At 63.5% G+C, this 16,787-nt stretch carries 14 protein-coding genes; 13 read left to right on the plus strand and 1 reads right to left on the minus strand.

What is annotated here, in order from left to right; translation table 11 throughout:
• The first annotated feature begins 14 nt into the window (after positions 1-14).
• The 12 genes from ubiB to ACOCG7_RS32885 all read left to right on the plus strand — a co-directional run bounded on the left by ubiB (position 15) and on the right by ACOCG7_RS32885 (position 15,093).
• Positions 15-1,592, plus strand: coding sequence for a ubiquinone biosynthesis regulatory protein kinase UbiB (gene ubiB / locus ACOCG7_RS32830; protein WP_073428284.1), 1,578 nt, complete (start codon positions 15-17; stop codon positions 1,590-1,592).
• 40 nt (positions 1,593-1,632) lie between these two features.
• Positions 1,633-2,253: a thiopurine S-methyltransferase gene (locus ACOCG7_RS32835; protein WP_073428283.1), complete on the plus strand. Its 621-nt coding sequence runs from the start codon at positions 1,633-1,635 to the stop codon at positions 2,251-2,253.
• Positions 2,254-2,476: 223 nt separating this feature from the next.
• Positions 2,477-2,872, plus strand: coding sequence for an FmdB family zinc ribbon protein (locus ACOCG7_RS32840; protein WP_083084632.1), 396 nt, complete (start codon positions 2,477-2,479; stop codon positions 2,870-2,872).
• Positions 2,873-2,947: 75 nt separating this feature from the next.
• Positions 2,948-3,601, plus strand: coding sequence for a DUF502 domain-containing protein (locus ACOCG7_RS32845; protein WP_073428281.1), 654 nt, complete (start codon positions 2,948-2,950; stop codon positions 3,599-3,601).
• A gap of 76 nt (positions 3,602-3,677) precedes the next feature.
• Complete coding sequence (aspS, locus tag ACOCG7_RS32850; RefSeq protein WP_114161868.1) at positions 3,678-5,477, plus strand: aspartate--tRNA ligase; 1,800 nt, start codon at positions 3,678-3,680, stop codon at positions 5,475-5,477.
• A 169-nt stretch (positions 5,478-5,646) separates the two neighbouring features.
• A complete protein-coding gene (gene nudB / locus ACOCG7_RS32855) occupies positions 5,647-6,201 on the plus strand; it encodes a dihydroneopterin triphosphate diphosphatase (RefSeq protein ID WP_114161869.1) in 555 nt (184 codons plus the stop codon).
• Positions 6,198-7,457: a cardiolipin synthase ClsB gene (gene clsB, locus ACOCG7_RS32860; RefSeq protein WP_073428278.1), complete on the plus strand. Its 1,260-nt coding sequence runs from the start codon at positions 6,198-6,200 to the stop codon at positions 7,455-7,457. The genes nudB and clsB overlap by 4 nt, the downstream gene beginning before the upstream one ends.
• A gap of 231 nt (positions 7,458-7,688) precedes the next feature.
• Positions 7,689-8,288 (plus strand): TetR/AcrR family transcriptional regulator, encoded by a 600-nt coding sequence (locus ACOCG7_RS32865; RefSeq protein ID WP_073428277.1) that lies wholly within the window; start codon positions 7,689-7,691, stop codon positions 8,286-8,288.
• Between the two features lie 114 nt (positions 8,289-8,402).
• Positions 8,403-10,190: an acyl-CoA dehydrogenase C-terminal domain-containing protein gene (locus tag ACOCG7_RS32870; RefSeq protein WP_114161870.1), complete on the plus strand. Its 1,788-nt coding sequence runs from the start codon at positions 8,403-8,405 to the stop codon at positions 10,188-10,190.
• 110 nt (positions 10,191-10,300) lie between these two features.
• Entirely contained in the window at positions 10,301-12,736 is a 2,436-nt protein-coding gene (locus ACOCG7_RS32875; RefSeq protein ID WP_114161871.1) for a 3-hydroxyacyl-CoA dehydrogenase/enoyl-CoA hydratase family protein, read from the plus strand.
• Positions 12,737-13,029: 293 nt separating this feature from the next.
• Positions 13,030-14,229: an acetyl-CoA C-acyltransferase gene (locus ACOCG7_RS32880; RefSeq protein ID WP_114161872.1), complete on the plus strand. Its 1,200-nt coding sequence runs from the start codon at positions 13,030-13,032 to the stop codon at positions 14,227-14,229.
• Between the two features lie 93 nt (positions 14,230-14,322).
• On the plus strand, positions 14,323-15,093 hold the full coding sequence (locus ACOCG7_RS32885; RefSeq protein ID WP_114161873.1) for an enoyl-CoA hydratase: 771 nt from the start codon (positions 14,323-14,325) through the stop codon (positions 15,091-15,093).
• 36 nt (positions 15,094-15,129) lie between these two features.
• On the opposite strand, the gene fdhD is transcribed toward ACOCG7_RS32885, so the two are convergent.
• A complete protein-coding gene (gene fdhD, locus ACOCG7_RS32890) occupies positions 15,130-15,960 on the minus strand; it encodes a formate dehydrogenase accessory sulfurtransferase FdhD (protein WP_421380613.1) in 831 nt (276 codons plus the stop codon).
• A gap of 178 nt (positions 15,961-16,138) precedes the next feature.
• Here fdhD and ACOCG7_RS32895 point away from each other — a divergent pair, with 178 nt between their 5' ends.
• Complete coding sequence (locus ACOCG7_RS32895) at positions 16,139-16,615, plus strand: nitrate reductase associated protein (RefSeq protein WP_073428271.1); 477 nt, start codon at positions 16,139-16,141, stop codon at positions 16,613-16,615.
• Positions 16,616-16,787 lie beyond the last annotated feature (172 nt).

The raw sequence follows: 16,787 nt of genomic DNA on the forward strand, positions 1-16,787 counted from the left end.
CACTGGGCACAACCATGCGTTTTCTGCGTTTCCTCAAGATTTTTTTCACGGTTATCCGATTCGGTCTCGATGAGATGATGCTCGGGCGCATCAACGACCGGCGCGTGCGTCTGCTTCTGCGCATCACCACCATCGGCCGCAAGTTCGATGCGCCGCCCGGCGTGCGTTTGCGGCTCGCGCTGGAAAGCCTGGGGCCGATCTTCGTCAAGTTCGGTCAGGTGTTGTCCACCCGGCGCGACCTGCTGCCGGTCGATATCGCCAACGAACTCGCCAAGCTTCAGGATCAGGTGCCGCCGTTCGATTCGACGGTCGCGATCGGGCTGGTGGAAAAGTCGCTGGGCGCACCGGTCGACGTGCTGTTCGACGACTTCGAGCGGGTGCCGGTGGCGAGCGCGTCGATCGCGCAGGTGCATTTCGCCAAGGTGAAGGCCGGCCAGCATGCGGGCAAGGCGGTTGCGGTGAAGGTGCTGCGGCCGAACATGCTGCCGGTCATCGACTCCGACCTCGCGTTGCTGCGCGACATCGCTGTCTGGGCCGAGCGCCTGTGGGCGGACGGCAAGCGCCTCAAGCCGCGTGAGGTGGTGGCGGAATTCGATAAATATCTGCACGACGAACTCGACCTGATGCGCGAGGCGGCCAACGGCAGCCAACTGCGGCGCAATTTCGCCGGGCTCGATCTGCTGTTGGTGCCGGAGATGTACTGGGAGTTCTGTACGCCCACAGTGCTGGTGATGGAGCGCATGGTCGGCGTGCCGATCAGCCAGGTGGAAACGCTGCGTGGGGCGGGCGTCGATATCCCGAAGCTGGCGCGCGAGGGCGTGGAAATTTTCTTCACTCAAGTGTTCCGCGACGGTTTTTTCCATGCCGACATGCACCCCGGCAACATTCAGGTGAGCCTCGACCCTGTGCATTTCGGCCGCTATATCGCGCTCGATTTCGGCATCATCGGCGCGCTGTCGGACTTCGATAAGAACTATCTGGCACAGAACTTCCTCGCGTTCTTCAAGCGCGACTATCATCGCGTCGCCACCTTGCACCTGGAGTCGGGCTGGGTGCCGCCCACCACCCGCGTCGAGGAACTCGAAAGCGCGATCCGCGCGGTCTGCGAGCCGTATTTCGACCGCGCGCTGAAAGATATTTCGCTGGGCCAGGTGCTGATGCGGCTGTTCTCGACCTCGCGCCGCTTCAACGTCGAGATTCAGCCGCAACTGGTGCTGCTGCAAAAAACCATGCTGAACGTGGAAGGGCTCGGCCGCTCGCTCGATCCTGAACTGGATCTGTGGAAGACCGCGAAGCCCTATCTCGAACGCTGGATGAACGAGCAGATTGGTCTGCGCGGCTGGTACGAGCGCCTGAAAATCGAGGCGCCGCAGTGGAGCAAGACGCTGCCGCAGTTGCCGCGCCTGATCCATCACGTGCTCGCTGAGCGTCACGACCACGGTCGCGGCATGAACGACGACATGATTCGCCAGATTCTGCTCGAGCAGAAACGCACGAACCGGTTGCTGCAAGGCTTGCTGCTATTCGGCGTGGCGGTCGGTGTCGGCGCAGTGTTGGCGCGGGCGTTTCTGGCTTTCGCTTACGGCGGTTGAGGCCGATCCAGGTCCAGGTCTACATTCAGGCGAGCATTCCATGAGCGACCCAACGCAACCCTCCGCGCCCGACTTTGCAAGCCGCGACCCCAACTCGCCGGAGTTCTGGGACGAGCGCTTCGAGCGTCACCACACACCGTGGGATCAAGGTGGCGTGCCGTCCGCGTTTCAGTCGTTCGCGGCTCGTCACAGCGGCGCGGCCGTGCTGATCCCTGGTTGCGGCAGCGCCTACGAAGCGCTCTGGCTGGCCGAGCACGGCAACCCGGTGCGGGCGATCGATTTTTCGCACGCTGCGGTCGCAGCCGCGCATGAGCAGTTGGGCAAGCATGCGCACCTCGTCGAACAGGCGGATTTCTTCGTCTATGAGCCGCCGTTTTCGCCCGCATGGATCTACGAGCGCGCATTCCTGTGCGCGTTGCCGCCGTCGCGCCGCGCCGACTATGCGCAGCGGGTAGCGGAACTGTTGCCTGCGGGCGCGCTGCTGGCCGGTTTCTTCTTTATCGGATCGACGCCGAAAGGACCGCCGTTCGGCATCGAGCGTAACGAGTTGGACGCACTGCTCACGCCCAATTTCGAACTGATCGAAGATGAAGCCGTGAACGATTCGATTCCCGTCTTTGCGGGACGTGAGCGCTGGCTCACTTGGCGTCGGCTGGCTTGAGGGCTGCCGCGCCGCACTCCGGCGCGGCTCGGTCAACGTTTTCGCGCGGCGCGGCACGGCTCCAAAACGGCTCGGACCGCACTTGATTCGGCGGCCGCCGCCCCCATCTGCCGCAACGGCGGCCGCGTCGATCGCCCGCCCCGAAATCCGGGGAGGGGAGATCGTTTGCGGCTATAATTCAAGGCTTTGCAAGCGTTTACAAGATTTCAGTAGGGAAAAGATCATGCCGATCTACGCTTATCGTTGCGAATCATGCGGCTTCGGGAAGGACGTGCTTCAGAAGATGAGCGACCCCCAGTTGACGCAATGTCCCGAATGCGGGAAAGACAGCTTTCGCAAGCAGGTGACTGCGGCCGGCTTTCAGTTGAAGGGCTCCGGCTGGTACGTCACCGATTTCCGCGGCGGCAATAGCGGCGCGGGCGCGCCTGCCAAACCCGACGCGAATGCCGCTTCGAATGGCGGCTCGGGAGAAAGCGCTGCAGCCGCGAATGGCGGCGGCGCCAAATCCGACACGGCTTCGGCCAACGGCGCGGCCGCAGCCGGTTCATCGAGCGTGGCTGCAACGCCTGCCGCGCCAGCTGCTGCACCGGCCGCCACGAGCGGTGCCGGCAGCGCCTAGCGGGACTGCCGCTCAAACGAGCGGCGCACACGCCGCGCGCCGTTTACCGGCTCGCGCGGCTTTCTGGCGGTACACATGACGACGAAAAAAACGACGCTCAAATCGGTGTTCCTGACTGGCCTGCTGGTGCTGGTGCCTCTGGCTATCACACTGTGGGTGCTCGGCCTGATCATCGGCACGATGGACCAGACGCTGTTGCTCCTGCCGCGCGCGTGGCAGCCCGAGCGCATATTCGGCTTTCGCCTGCCCGGCCTGGGCGCGGTGCTCACGCTGGCGTTCATCTTTGTCGTCGGCTTGTTGACGCAAAACTTCGTCGGGCAGAAGCTCGTGAAGTGGTGGGAAGTCGTGGTCGCCCACATTCCGGTGGTCGGGCCGATCTACACCAGCGTCAAGCAGGTGTCGGACACCTTGCTGTCGAGCAGCGGCAACGCGTTTCGCAAGGCTCTGCTGATCGAGTATCCGCGCCGCGGCTCCTATACGATCGCGTTTCTGACCGGCATTCCGGGCGGCGACGTGGCCAATCACCTGAAAGAAGATCACGTCAGCGTGTATGTGCCGACCACGCCGAATCCAACGTCCGGCTTCTTCCTGATGGTGCCCAAGAGCGAAGTGATCGAACTCGACATGACGGTCGACGCCGCGCTCAAGTACATCGTCTCGATGGGCGTCGTGGCGCCGTCCGCGCCGCCGGCGCCGATGCGCCGCACGACAGTCGAGCCTCCGCTGTAATGCCGGCGCGCAGCGTTTCACGCAGGGTCCAACTGCGGCGCGCCGTTCAACCAATGCAAAACGAAAGACAAACATCATGTCGATGAGATCTGAATACTGCGGTCTGGTGACCGAAGAACTGCTGGGCCAATCCGTCTCGCTGTGCGGCTGGGTAAGCCGCCGCCGCGATCACGGCGGCGTCATCTTCATCGACCTGCGCGACCGTGAAGGCCTCGTCCAGGTCGTTTGCGACCCGGACCGCGCTGAGATGTTCAAGGCGGCCGAAGGCGTGCGCAACGAATTCTGTCTGCAGATCAAGGGCGTGGTGCGCAGCCGTCCGGAAGGCACGACGAATGCCGCGCTCAAGAGCGGCAAGATCGAAGTGCTGTGTCACGAACTGATCGTGCTGAACCCGTCCATCACGCCGCCGTTCCAGCTCGACGACGACAACCTGTCGGAAACCACGCGTCTCACGCATCGCGTGCTCGACCTGCGCCGTCCGCAGATGCAGCACAACCTGCGTCTGCGTTATCGCGTCGCGATTGAGGTGCGCAAGTATCTCGACGCGCAAGGCTTCATCGACATCGAAACGCCGATGCTCACCAAGAGCACGCCGGAAGGCGCGCGCGACTACCTCGTGCCGTCGCGCACCAACCCGGGCCAGTTCTTCGCGCTGCCGCAGTCGCCGCAACTGTTCAAGCAGCTTTTGATGGTGGCGAACTTCGACCGCTACTACCAGATCGTCAAGTGCTTCCGCGACGAAGACCTGCGCGCCGACCGCCAGCCGGAATTCACGCAGATCGACTGCGAAACCTCGTTCCTCTCGGAACAGGAAATTCGCGACCTGTTCGAGGCGATGATCCGTCACGTCTTCAAGGAAACGATCGGTGTCTCGCTGGACGTGAAATTCCCGGTCATGCTGTATTCGGAAGCGATGCGCCGCTTCGGCTCGGACAAGCCGGACCTGCGCGTGAAGCTCGAATTCACGGACCTGACCGATGCGGTGCGCGACGTCGACTTCAAGGTGTTCAGCACGCCGGCCAACACCAAAGACGGCCGCGTCGCGGCGATCCGCGTGCCGAAGGGCGGTGAACTCACGCGTGGCGATATCGACAGCTACACGGAATTCGTGCGCATCTACGGCGCGAAGGGCCTCGCGTGGATCAAGGTCAACGAAGTGGCGAAGGGCCGTGACGGTCTGCAAAGCCCGATCGTCAAGAACCTGCATGACGAAGCGGTCAAGGCCATCATCGAGCGCACCGGCGCGCAAGACGGCGACATCATTTTCTTCGCGGCGGATCGCGCGAAGGTGGTGAACGACAGCCTGGGCGCGTTGCGTCTGAAAATCGGTCATTCGGAATTCGGCAAGGCCAACGGTCTCGTCGAGTCGGGCTGGAAGCCGCTGTGGGTGGTGGACTTCCCGATGTTCGAGTACGACGAGGAAGACAACCGCTACGTCGCCGCGCATCACCCGTTCACGAGCCCGAAGGACGAGCATCTCGAGTATCTGGAAACGGACCCGGCGCGTTGCCTCGCGAAAGCCTACGACATGGTGCTGAACGGCTGGGAAATCGGCGGCGGGTCGGTGCGTATCCATCGCGAGGAAGTGCAGAGCCAGGTGTTCCGCGCGCTCAAGATCGGCGCGGAAGAGGCGCAAGCCAAGTTCGGCTTCCTGCTGGACGCGCTGCAATACGGCGCGCCGCCGCACGGCGGTATCGCATTCGGTCTCGACCGCATCGTCACGATGATGGCCGGCGCCGATTCGATCCGCGACGTGATCGCATTCCCGAAAACGCAACGCGCGCAGTGCCTGCTCACGCAGGCGCCGAGCGAAGTGGACGAGCGTCAGTTGCGCGAGTTGCATATCCGTCTGCGTACGCCGGAACCGAAGGCATAAGCCGAAGCTGTCTGAAAACGACAGCCCGAGGTGGATGAAAAAGCGAAACGAAAAAGGCGCCATGCGCCTTTTTCGTTTTTTGCGTTACAGTCGATGCAACGGCTTTCGACCGCTCACTGCACCATTCGCCGACATGTAGCGCGCAAGCGTTGCGCCCAGTTTTCACGCCATGCCGAAACCGCCGAAGATTCCGCAATCCGTGCTCGTCATCATCCATACGCCCTCGCTCGACGTGCTGCTGATCGAGCGCGCCGACCACGCGGGTTTCTGGCAGTCGGTGACGGGTTCCAAAGACCAGCTCGACGAGCCGCTCATCGAGACGGCGGCGCGTGAGGTCGCGGAAGAGACCGGCATCGTGGTCGGCAGCAAGCTGGTGCCGACGAGCGCGTTATTCGATTGGCAGTATTCGATCGAATACGAGATCTACCCGGAGTTCCGGCATCGTTATGCCGAAGGCGTGATCCACAACACCGAGCATTGGTTCAGTGTGGAGGTGCCCGAGCAGCTAGAGGTGACGCTCGCGCCGCGCGAGCATACGGCGTTTCTGTGGCTGCCGTATGAGGAGGCGGCGTCGCGCTGTTTTTCGTCGTCGAATGCGGATGCGATCTTGCAGTTGCCCAGCAGGCTCGAAGCCCGGCGGCGGCTCGATGCTTCGCTCGACGCGCTGTCTGGTGAGCGGCCGGACACGCCCATTGATGGGCGCTCCAAGGAGCGCGGCCGGTGAGCGTCGGCGGCGCGCGCCGTTTCGCTCGACTGCGGCAATCGCTGCTCGGCCGCCGCTATTGGCAACGCTACCGCTTCACGAGCGGCAACGACGTCAAGCTGCTGCGTTCCGGCGACGAGTTCTTCGCCGCACTGGTCGAACGGATCGACGCGGCGCGCGACGACGTGGTTCTGGAAACCTACATCTTCTGCGATGACAACGCCGGCCAGGCCGTCAGCGCGGCGCTGCTGCGCGCGGCTTCGCGCGGCGTGAAGGTGCGCGCGATCACCGACGGCATCGGCACCGCGCGGCTGCCGATGTTCAACGAGTGGCCGGTTGCCGGCATCGACCATCGGATCTACAACCCGCATCTGTTCGGCCGCTTCGGCTTTTCGCGCACGCACCGCAAGCTGGCGGTGATCGACGATCAGTACGCGTATTGCGGCGGCATCAACATCGTCGACGATTACGAGAACAACGGCGTAACGCTGCCTTACCGCCGCTGGGACTTCGCGGTCGAATTGCACGGGCCGGTGGTCGCGGACGTCCGTCAGGCGTTCGAACTGCAATGGCGGCGGATTCGCCTCGGGCATCGTCCGATCGAATCCCTGGAGCCCGATCTCGGGCCCAAGACCACTGCGTCGCTCGGCAGTCTGCGCCGGCGCCGCCGTCGCCGTAACGAGGCACTGTGGGCCGGCGGCCAACCGTGCGTGGCCTTCGTCGCGCGCGACAACCTGATCAACCGCCGCGCCATCGAGAAGGCGTATCTCACCGCGATCGGCCAGGCGCGCAGCGAAGTGCTGCTCGCCAATCCGTACTTCATGCCGGGGCGCAAGCTGCGGCGCGCGCTGGTGCTGGCGGCGCGGCGCGGCGTCGAGGTAAAGCTCATCATCGGGCGTAAGGAGTTCAAGGCGCTCGATTACGCGGTGCCGTTTCTGTACCGCGCGTTGCTCAAGGCCGGTGTGCAGATCGCCGAGTACGAGAAGACCATGCTGCACGGCAAGGTCGCCGTGGTGGATTCCAACTGGGGAACGGTCGGGTCGTCGAACCTCGACGCGTTGAGCCTGATGCTCAACAACGAAGCCAACGTGGTGCTGGTGAACGATCCGTCGATCGAGGCTTTGCGCGAAGCGATCCTCGTCGCGTTCAGGGATTCGCGCCGGATTGACGAGGCACGTTACGACGCGCGTCCGGCCGGCGAGCGCGTGCTCAACTGGCTCGCTTATACGACCTACCGCGCAGTGATGAAGCTGCTGACGGTAGGCGGGTACGATTAGCGCCGCGTCTGCCGACCGCCTCACCCTCCTTCCTTCATTGCAAGCCGTTCGGCACAGAATAAAAGACAAACGCCTCTAAAAAATCTCATTCCACTGATTGACGGATGCCGCAGAATTGAAGCCAGGTTAGAAACCGGTTTCTAATAAAGTCCTTGTTTCGCGGACGGCCGCACACAATAATAGTACGGCCGTTCGATTTTATTTCGGTCACATTAGAACGGTAGGGAAGCTATGCGAAAAGGCGAACAAACACGAGCCGCGATTCTCGAAGCAGCACTCGATCTGGCAAGCCGCGACGGACTCGAAGGTCTGACGATTGGGCTTCTGGCCGAGCGCATGCAGATGAGCAAAAGCGGTGTGTTCGCGCATTTCGGGTCGCGCGAGGATTTGCAGGTCGAAGTCGTGCGCGAATATCACCGTCGTTTCGAAGACGAGGTGTTTTTCCCGAGCCTGCGCGAGCCGCGTGGCTTGCCGCGCTTGCGCGCCATGATTTCCCGCTGGATCGAGAAGCGCATTCAGGAAGTCACGACCGGCTGCATCTACATCAGCGGCGCGGTCGAATACGACGACCGCGCGGACAACCCGGTGCGCGAGCAACTGGTGTCGAGCGTGACGATGTGGCGTGCGGCGCTCACTCGCGCGATTTCGCAGGCGGTGGAAGAAGGGCATCTGCGTGCCGATACCGATCCGCAGCTCATGCTGTTCGAACTGTATAGCTTCACGCTCGGTCTGCATCACGACGCGCGCTTCCTGCACTTGCCGGACGCTGTGCGTCTCACGTGGGCCGCGCTGGAAAAACTGATTGTTTCGTATCAAAGCGAAAGCCGTTAGCAGCGCCGCCGAACCGACAGACGGGACCCACCGGACCCAGCGGATTCAGCGGCGCGGAATCCGACCACGGACTCAGCTAACAGCCTGGCTTCTTGTCAAACTTTGGAGAGAGTCATGGGACAGTACGCCGCGCCGCTGCGCGACATGCAATTCGTGTTGCACGAACTGCTCAACGTCGAAGCCGAAATCAAGCAGATGCCGAAGCACGCGGATCTCGATGCCGACACGATCAACGCGGTGCTCGAAGAAGCCGGCAAGTTCTGCTCCGAAGTGCTGTTCCGGCTCAATCACAGCGGCGATCAGGAAGGCTGCACGTATGTCGGCGACGGCGTCGTGACCACGCCGAAGGGCTTCAAGGAAGCTTATCGACAGTACGTGGAAGCGGGCTGGCCCGCACTGGGCTGCGATCCTGAATACGGCGGCCAGGGTTTGCCCGCGTTCGTCAACAACGCGCTGTATGAAATGCTGAACTCGGCCAACCAGGCCTGGACGATGTATCCCGGCCTTTCGCACGGCGCATACGAATGTCTGCACGCGCACGGCACGCCGGAGTTGCAGCAGCGCTATCTGCCGAAGCTGGTCGCGGGCGTCTGGACCGGCACGATGTGTCTGACCGAACCGCATTGCGGCACCGATCTCGGCATCCTGCGCACCAAGGCCGAGCCGAACAGCGACGGCTCGTACGCGATCAGCGGCACGAAGATTTTCATCTCCAGCGGCGAACACGATCTCGCCGAGAACATCGTTCACCTGGTGCTCGCGCGTCTGCCGGATGCGCCCACGGGCACCAAGGGCATTTCGCTTTTCATCGTGCCGAAGTTCATCCCGAACGAAGCGGGCGCGCCGGGCGAGCGCAACGGCGTGAAGTGCGGTTCCATCGAGCACAAGATGGGCATTCACGGCAACGCGACCTGCGTGATCAATCTCGACAACGCGAAGGGCTGGCTGGTCGGCGAGCCGAACAAGGGCTTGAACGCGATGTTCGTAATGATGAACGCGGCGCGTCTGGGGGTCGGCATGCAGAGCCTGGGCCTGACCGAAGTCGCGTATCAGAACTCGCTGACGTATGCGAAAGAACGTCTGCAAATGCGTTCGCTGAGCGGCCCGAAGGCGCCGGAAAAAGCCGCCGATCCGATCATCGTCCACCCGGACGTGCGCCGCATGCTGCTCACGCAAAAGGCCTACGCCGAAGCCGCGCGCGCCTTCTCGTACTGGTCCGCGCTGCATATCGACAAGGAGCTGTCGCACGGCGACGAAGCGGTGCGCAAGGAAGCCGCGGATCTCGTCGCGCTGCTCACGCCGATCCTGAAAGCGTTTCTGTCGGACAACGCGTTCGAAAGCACCAATCACGCGATGCAGATCTACGGCGGCCACGGCTTCATCGCGGAGTGGGGCATGGAGCAGTACGTGCGCGATGCGCGCATCAACATGATCTACGAAGGCACCAACGCGATCCAGGCGCTGGACCTGCTGGGCCGCAAGATCCTCGGCGACATGGGCGCGAAGATGAAGAAGTTCGGCAAGCTGGTGTCGGAATTCGTCGAAGCGGAAGGCGTGAAGCCGGAAATGCAGGAGTTCATCAACCCGCTCGCCGACATCGGCGAAAAGGTGCAGAAGCTGACGATGGAAATCGGCATGAAGGCGATGCAGAACCCGGACGAAGTCGGGGCGGCCGCCGTGCCGTATCTGCGCACCGTCGGCCATCTCGTGTTCGCGTACTTCTGGGCGCGCATGGCGCGCGTCGCGCTGGACAAGCAGGCATCCGGCGATCCGTTCTACAAGGCGAAGCTCGCCACCGCACGCTTTTACTTCGCGAAGCTGCTGCCCGAAACCGCAATGACGATCCGTCAGGCGCGCGCGGGTTCGAAGTCGCTGATGGAAGTCGACGAAGCGCTGTTCTAAGCCCACATCACGGCAAGCGCCGCGCTATGCAAGCGTGGCGCTCCGCCAGCCACACATCGCGAAGCGACGAAACACATTCGCGACACCGCATAACTCCCCGGAGGAACGACGTGAGCAATCTGATCATTCGCAAGGTAGCCGTGCTCGGCGCCGGCGTGATGGGCGCGCAGATCGCCGCGCACCTGATCAACGCCAAGGTGCCCGTGCTGCTGTTCGACCTGCCCGCAAAAGAAGGCCCGAAGAACGCGATCGCCCTGAAGGCGATCGAAAATCTGAAGAAGCTGTCGCCCGCGCCGTTCGGCGTGAAGGACGACGCGCAATACATCCAGCCCGCCAACTACGACGACGATATCGCCAAACTCGAAGAGTGCGACCTCGTGATCGAAGCGATCGCCGAACGCATGGACTGGAAGCACGACCTGTACAAGAAGGTCTCGCCGCACATCGCGCCGAATGCGATCTTCGCGACCAACACGTCGGGCCTGTCGATCACCGAACTCTCGCAAGGTTTCGCGGACGAACTGAAGGCGCGCTTCTGCGGCGTGCACTTCTTCAATCCGCCGCGCTACATGCACCTGGTCGAACTGATTCCCACCGCGACGACGCGCCCGGAAATCCTCGATCAACTCGAATCGTTCCTGACGAGCGTGGTCGGCAAGGGCGTCGTGCGCGCCAAGGACACGCCGAACTTCATCGCCAACCGCGTCGGCATTTTCTCGATCCTCGCGGTGATGACCGAAGCCGCGAAGTTCGGCCTGCGTTTCGACGAGGTGGACGACCTGACGGGCGCGCGCCTCGGCCGCGCGAAGTCCGCCACGTTTCGCACCGCCGACGTGGTCGGTCTCGACACGATGGCGCACGTCATCAAGACGATGCAGGACAACCTGAAGGACGATCCGTTCTTCCCGGTCTACGAAACGCCCGCCGTGCTGGCCGAACTGGTGAAGAAGGGCGCGCTCGGCCAGAAAACCGGCGGCGGCTTCTATAAAAAGGAAGGCAGGGCCATCAAGGTGCTCGACCCGAAAACGGGCGAGTACGTCGACGGCGGCGCGAAAGCGGACGAACTGGTCGGCCGCATTCTGAAGCGTCCGCCGGCGGAGCGTCTGAAGCTCTTGCGCGAATCGGAACATCCGCAGGCGCAATTCCTGTGGTCGATCTTCCGTGACGTATTCCACTACATCGGCGTGCATCTGGAATCGATCGCCGACAACGCGCGCGACGTCGATCTCGCGATCCGTTGGGGCTTCGGCTGGAACGAAGGCCCGTTCGAAGGCTGGCAGACAGCCGGCTGGAAGCAGGTCGCCGAGTGGGTGCAGGAGGACATCGCCGCCGGCAAGGCGCTGTCGGATGCGCCGTTGCCGTCGTGGGTGCTGGACGGTCCGGTCGCGGAAAAGGGCGGCGTGCATGCGAACGAAGGTTCGTGGTCGCCGGCTTCGAAGACGTTCGTGCCGCGTTCTTCCCTGTCGGTGTACGACAAGCAGGTGTTCCGCGCGCCGCTGGTCGGCGAAACCTTGGCTGATCCGAAGACCTACGGCAAGACGCTGTTCGAAACCGATGCGGTGCGCGCATGGGTCGACGACCGCGCGGGCGAGAACGACGTGCTGATCGTGTCGTTCAAAAGCAAGATGAACACGATCGGACCGTCGGTGATCGACGGTCTGACGCAGGCAATTGAACTCGCCGAAAAGGACTACAAGGGTCTCGTCGTATGGCAGCCGACGTCGCTGAAACTCGGCACGCCGGGCGGCCCGTTCTCCGCCGGCGCGAACCTTGAAGAAGCGATGCCCGCGTTCATGATGGGCGGCGCCAAGGGCATCGAGCCGTTCGTGAAGAAATTCCAGCAAGGCATGCTGCGCGTGAAGTACGCGAGCGTGCCGGTCATCTCGGCGGTGTCGGGCATCGCGCTCGGCGGCGGCTGCGAACTGGTGCTGCATAGCGCGAAGCGTGTCGCGCACATCGAAAGCTATATCGGCCTGGTGGAAGTCGGCGTGGGCCTCGTGCCTGCTGGCGGCGGCCTGAAGGAAGCGGCGCTGCGCGCGGCGGAAGCCGCGACGCAAGTGGGCGCGACCAACGACCTGCTGAAGTTCGTGCAGAAATCGTTCGAAAACGCGGCGATGGCGAAGGTCTCGGCCTCCGCGCTCGACGCGCGCGCGATGGGCTATCTGAAGCCGTCGGACACGATCGTCTTCAACGTCTTCGAACTGCTCGACGTCGCGAAGAAGGAGGCGCGCGCGTTATCGGCGGCCGGTTACCGTCCGCCGCTGCGCGTCACGCAAGTGCCGGTCGCGGGGCGCTCGGCGATCTCGACCATCAAGGCATCGCTCGTCAACATGCGCGACGGCCGCTTCATCAGCGAGCACGATTTCCTGATCGCGAGCCGCATCGCGGAAGCGGTGTGCGGCGGCGACGTCGAAGCGGGCAGCCTGGTCGACGAGGAATGGCTGCTGCAACTCGAACGTCGCGCGTTCGTCGATCTGCTCGGCACGCAAAAGACGCAGGAACGGATCATGGGCATGTTGCAAACCGGCAAGCCGGTGCGTAACTGAGCGAGTGGGATACGACTGCATGCGACCGGAGGCAGCGCTGAAGTGCTAACTCCTGCCGACCGCGATAGAACTGCATGGGACGGAAGTAAGCGCTAAAGCGCTAACTCCTGTCGACCGCGATAAAACTGCATGGGACGGAAGTAAGCGCTAAAGCGCCAACTCCCGTCGACCGCGATAGAACCGCATGGGACGGAAGTAAGCGCTAAAGCGCTAACTTCCGTCGACCGCGATAGAACTGCATGGGACAGGAGTAAGCGCTGAAGCGCTAACTCCTGTCGACAAAGGAGCTTTAAATGACGAAGCAATTGCAAGACGCCTACATCGTCGCCGCGAGCCGCACGCCGATCGGTAAAGCGCCGCGCGGCATGTTCAGGAACACGCGCCCGGACGAACTGCTCGTGCACGCGATCAGATCGGCCGTGGCGCAAGTGCCCGGCCTCGACACGAGCGTGATCGAGGACGCGATCGTCGGCTGCGCGATTCCCGAAGCGGAACAAGGGCTCAACGTCGCGCGGATCGGCGCGTTGCTGGCCGGCCTGCCGAACACCGTCGGCGGCGTGACGGTGAACCGTTTCTGCGCGTCGGGCCTGACCGCGCTCGCGATGGCGGCCGACCGCATTCGCGTCGGCGAATCGGACGCGATGGTCGCGGGCGGCTGCGAGTCGATGAGCATGGTGCCGATGATGGGCAACAAGCCGTCGCTGTCGCCGCATATCTTCGATCGCAACGAGGACGTGGGCATTGCCTACGGCATGGGTCTTACCGCCGAAAAGGTCGCCGAGCGCTGGAAGATCAGCCGCGAGGCGCAGGACGCGTTCTCGGTCGAATCGCACCGTCGCGCGATCGCCGCGCAGCAGGCCGGCGAATTCAACGACGAAATCGCCGCGTACACGATCACCGAGCGTTTCCCCGATCTCGCCAGCGGCGAAGTGCGCGTGAAAACGCGCGAAGCGTCGCTCGACGAAGGCCCGCGCGCGGACACGTCGCTCGAAGGTCTCGCCAAACTGCGCACGGTGTTCGCGAACAAGGGTTCGGTGACGGCGGGCAATAGCTCGCAAACCTCGGACGGCGCGGGCGCGTTGATCGTCGTGTCGGAAAAGATCCTCAAGCAGTTCAATCTCACGCCGCTGGCGCGCTTCGTCAGTTTCGCCGTGCGCGGCGTGCCGCCGGAAATCATGGGCATCGGTCCGAAGGAAGCGATTCCGGCCGCGCTGAAGGCCGCGGGTCTCAAGCAGGACGACCTCGACTGGATCGAGCTGAACGAAGCGTTCGCCGCGCAATCACTGGCGGTGATTCAGGATCTCGGCCTCGATCCGTCGAAGATCAACCCGCTCGGCGGCGCAATCGCCTTGGGTCATCCGCTTGGGGCGACGGGCGCGATTCGGGCGTCGACGGTCGTGCATGGCCTGCGCCGCCGCAACTACAAGTACGGCATGGTGACGATGTGCGTCGGCACCGGCATGGGCGCGGCGGGCATCATCGAGCGCCTGTAAGATCGGCTCGATCAAGACCGTAATGAACGGAACGGTTCGCAGGCTGCGTGGCTTGCGAACCGTTTTTCACATTCGCAGCAGGACTACGAGGAGATGACGATGGATATTCTGATCGGGCGTGCCGACGGCGTGCTCACGATTGCCTTCAACCGGCCCGACAAGAAGAACGCGATTACGGCCGCGATGTATCAGACGATGGCCGACGCGTTCGTCGAAGCGCAAGGCGATGCCGCGGTGCGGGTCATTCTGATTCGCGGCAGCGCGGGCATTTTCAGCGCCGGCAACGATCTCGAGGACTTCATGAAGGCGCCGCCGGCGGGCGAGGACGCGCCGGTGTTCCGGTTCCTGCGCGCGATCAGTTCGGCGGAAAAGCCGGTGGTGGCGTCGGTGGCGGGGCCGGCGGTCGGCATCGGCACGACGCTGCTGCTGCACTGCGATCTGGTCTATGCGGCGGACACGGCGAGCTTTTCGCTGCCGTTCGCACAACTCGGGTTATGTCCGGAAGCGGCGTCGAGCCTTCTGTTGCAGCGTGTCGCCGGCTATCAGGCGGCGGCGGAAAAGCTGCTGCTGGGCGAAGCCTTCGACGCGCGCGAAGCGCAACGCATGGGCTTCGTGAATCGTCTGCTGCCCGCCGCCGAAGTCGACGCGTTCGCGGCTTCGCAGGCCGCTAAACTGGCCGCGTTGCCGGCCTCGTCGTTGCGTGTGACGAAGAGCTTGATGAAGCGCGCGAGCCACCACGACGTGCAAACCCAGATCACCGACGAAGCCGTGCACTTCGGCAAGATGCTGCTGGCGCCGGAAGCGCGTGAGGCGTTGAAAGCGTTCTTCGAGAAGCGCAAGCCGGACTTCCGGCAGTTCGATTGAACCCTCGCGCGTGCAGGCGAGAGCCGGCGGCGCGGCTCACGACTGCGCCGGCTGCAACGTGTCGTAGTCGACGTAGCTCGTTTCGCGGCAGAAGCTGACGAGCCGCACGCCCGCCTTGCGCGCAATCGCAATCGCGAGCGACGACGGCGCCGAGATGGTGGCGAGCATCGGCACGCCGACGCGAGCGGCCTTGCGCACCAACTCGTAGCTCGCGCGGCTCGACAGAAACACGAACCCGTCTTGTGTGTCCACGCGATCGAGCACGAGCCGGCCGATCAGTTTGTCGAGCGCGTTGTGACGGCCGACGTCCTCGAACGCGTAGCGGATCGCGCCTGCCGCGTCGCACCATGCGGCGGCGTGCAGGCCGCCGGTCAGCCGCGTCAGCGCCTGGTGCTCGGGCAATTCGCGCGCGGCGCGAGCAATCGCATCCGGCGCGAGCCGTTGCAGAAAGCCGGTATCGGGCACCCGCTCAGGTTGCAGATCCAGCAGATCGATGCTTTCGATTCCGCACACGCCGCAGCCGGTGCGCCCGGCCAGCGCGCGGCGCTTTTCCTTCAGCGCGACGAACGCCTGCTGCACGACCTGCAATTGCACTTCGGCATGCGGCAATTCGCCGTCGTCGTGCAATTCGACCTCGATGTCCTGAATATCGCTGCCGCGCCCGACGATGCCTTCCGAAATCGCGAAGCCGACCGCGAACGCTTCGAGATCGCAGGGCGTGCACATCATCACCGCGTGCGAAATGCCATTGAAGACGAGCGCCACCGGCCATTCCTGACCGATGTGATCGGTAACGGTTTCGACCGCCGCGCCGCGATGCCGGCGCACCTGGCGCTCGACCGCGCCCGGCTGTCCGGCTGTTTCCATATCGTTCAAGCTGGTTCACTCCTTTGCCATGCCGCGCGCCTGCGCGCTTGCGGCCTCTGCCCGCCCCGCGCCGCCAAGGGTAGCGACGGCTTGAAGCCGCGCCGCCTTTACGCGAATAAGGTTCTAAAATACCCCAAGCCGGGCTTGCGCGTTGCCCGTCATCCAAGAGGAACTTGTCATGGGACTCAACGAAGCACCGCTGCTGTTCAACTTCGAGGTCGAGTCCTCGGAGAATTTCACGTATATCCCCATGTCGGTGCGGTTCAATCTCGACCGTTTCGGCCTGCGCATCACGCTCGCGCAGTGGCAGTTGCTGCCGCTCGAGGACCGCAAATTGCTGGCGCGTTTCCCGGTGGAGGAAGACGCGGAAATCGAGCCGAACTTCGATCACGCGCTGTTCGAGATGCTGCGCACTCACGCGAACGTCGAGCCGGAATGGTTCACGCCCGAGGAGTCACCGGCCTGGCGCCGCATCGACAGCGTGCCGGAAGGCGTCGCGCAGCAAGCGGGGCTGGCCGGTCTCGCCGCGCCGAGCGTCGCCCAGTGGGCCGCCCTCGCGCCATTCAAGCGCTACGTGCTCGCCAAATTGTCGCGCAAGCCGGAAGCCAATCACGACTTCGTCCCCGCGATGAAGGAATTCGGTGCGGCCGGCTAGGCGCGGCCGGCTAGGCCGGCCAGCCAGGCACCCCCCGCGATTTTTTTCACTCACCCCCCTCAACCTGTCCCGAACGCTGCCGTTATCCATGAGTTGGCGCGTAAAAGGACTTGCCTCGATGCGCCGCGGCGCATCGGCAGCGGCCGCGCGCTCCCGTCAAGAGAACGATTGA

The organism is Paraburkholderia sp. DD10, assembly GCF_049177125.1.
Classification (GTDB): domain Bacteria; phylum Pseudomonadota; class Gammaproteobacteria; order Burkholderiales; family Burkholderiaceae; genus Paraburkholderia; species Paraburkholderia terricola.

What these genes read in the sequence shown, in the direction of transcription:
- ACOCG7_RS32845 (WP_073428281.1), top strand. Translation starts at nt 2,948, where the DNA reads ATGACGACGAAAAAAACGACGCTCAAATCGGTGTTCCTGACTGGCCTG.
- fdhD (WP_421380613.1), bottom strand. Translation starts at nt 15,960, where the DNA reads ATGGAAACAGCCGGACAGCCGGGCGCGGTCGAGCGCCAGGTGCGCCGG.
- ACOCG7_RS32835 (WP_073428283.1), top strand. Translation starts at nt 1,633, where the DNA reads ATGAGCGACCCAACGCAACCCTCCGCGCCCGACTTTGCAAGCCGCGAC.
- nudB (WP_114161869.1), top strand. Translation starts at nt 5,647, where the DNA reads ATGCCGAAACCGCCGAAGATTCCGCAATCCGTGCTCGTCATCATCCAT.
- ACOCG7_RS32840 (WP_083084632.1), top strand. Translation starts at nt 2,477, where the DNA reads ATGCCGATCTACGCTTATCGTTGCGAATCATGCGGCTTCGGGAAGGAC.
- ACOCG7_RS32865 (WP_073428277.1), top strand. Translation starts at nt 7,689, where the DNA reads ATGCGAAAAGGCGAACAAACACGAGCCGCGATTCTCGAAGCAGCACTC.
- aspS (WP_114161868.1), top strand. Translation starts at nt 3,678, where the DNA reads ATGTCGATGAGATCTGAATACTGCGGTCTGGTGACCGAAGAACTGCTG.
- ACOCG7_RS32880 (WP_114161872.1), top strand. Translation starts at nt 13,030, where the DNA reads ATGACGAAGCAATTGCAAGACGCCTACATCGTCGCCGCGAGCCGCACG.
- ACOCG7_RS32870 (WP_114161870.1), top strand. Translation starts at nt 8,403, where the DNA reads ATGGGACAGTACGCCGCGCCGCTGCGCGACATGCAATTCGTGTTGCAC.
- ACOCG7_RS32895 (WP_073428271.1), top strand. Translation starts at nt 16,139, where the DNA reads ATGGGACTCAACGAAGCACCGCTGCTGTTCAACTTCGAGGTCGAGTCC.
- ubiB (WP_073428284.1), top strand. Translation starts at nt 15, where the DNA reads ATGCGTTTTCTGCGTTTCCTCAAGATTTTTTTCACGGTTATCCGATTC.
- ACOCG7_RS32885 (WP_114161873.1), top strand. Translation starts at nt 14,323, where the DNA reads ATGACGATGGATATTCTGATCGGGCGTGCCGACGGCGTGCTCACGATT.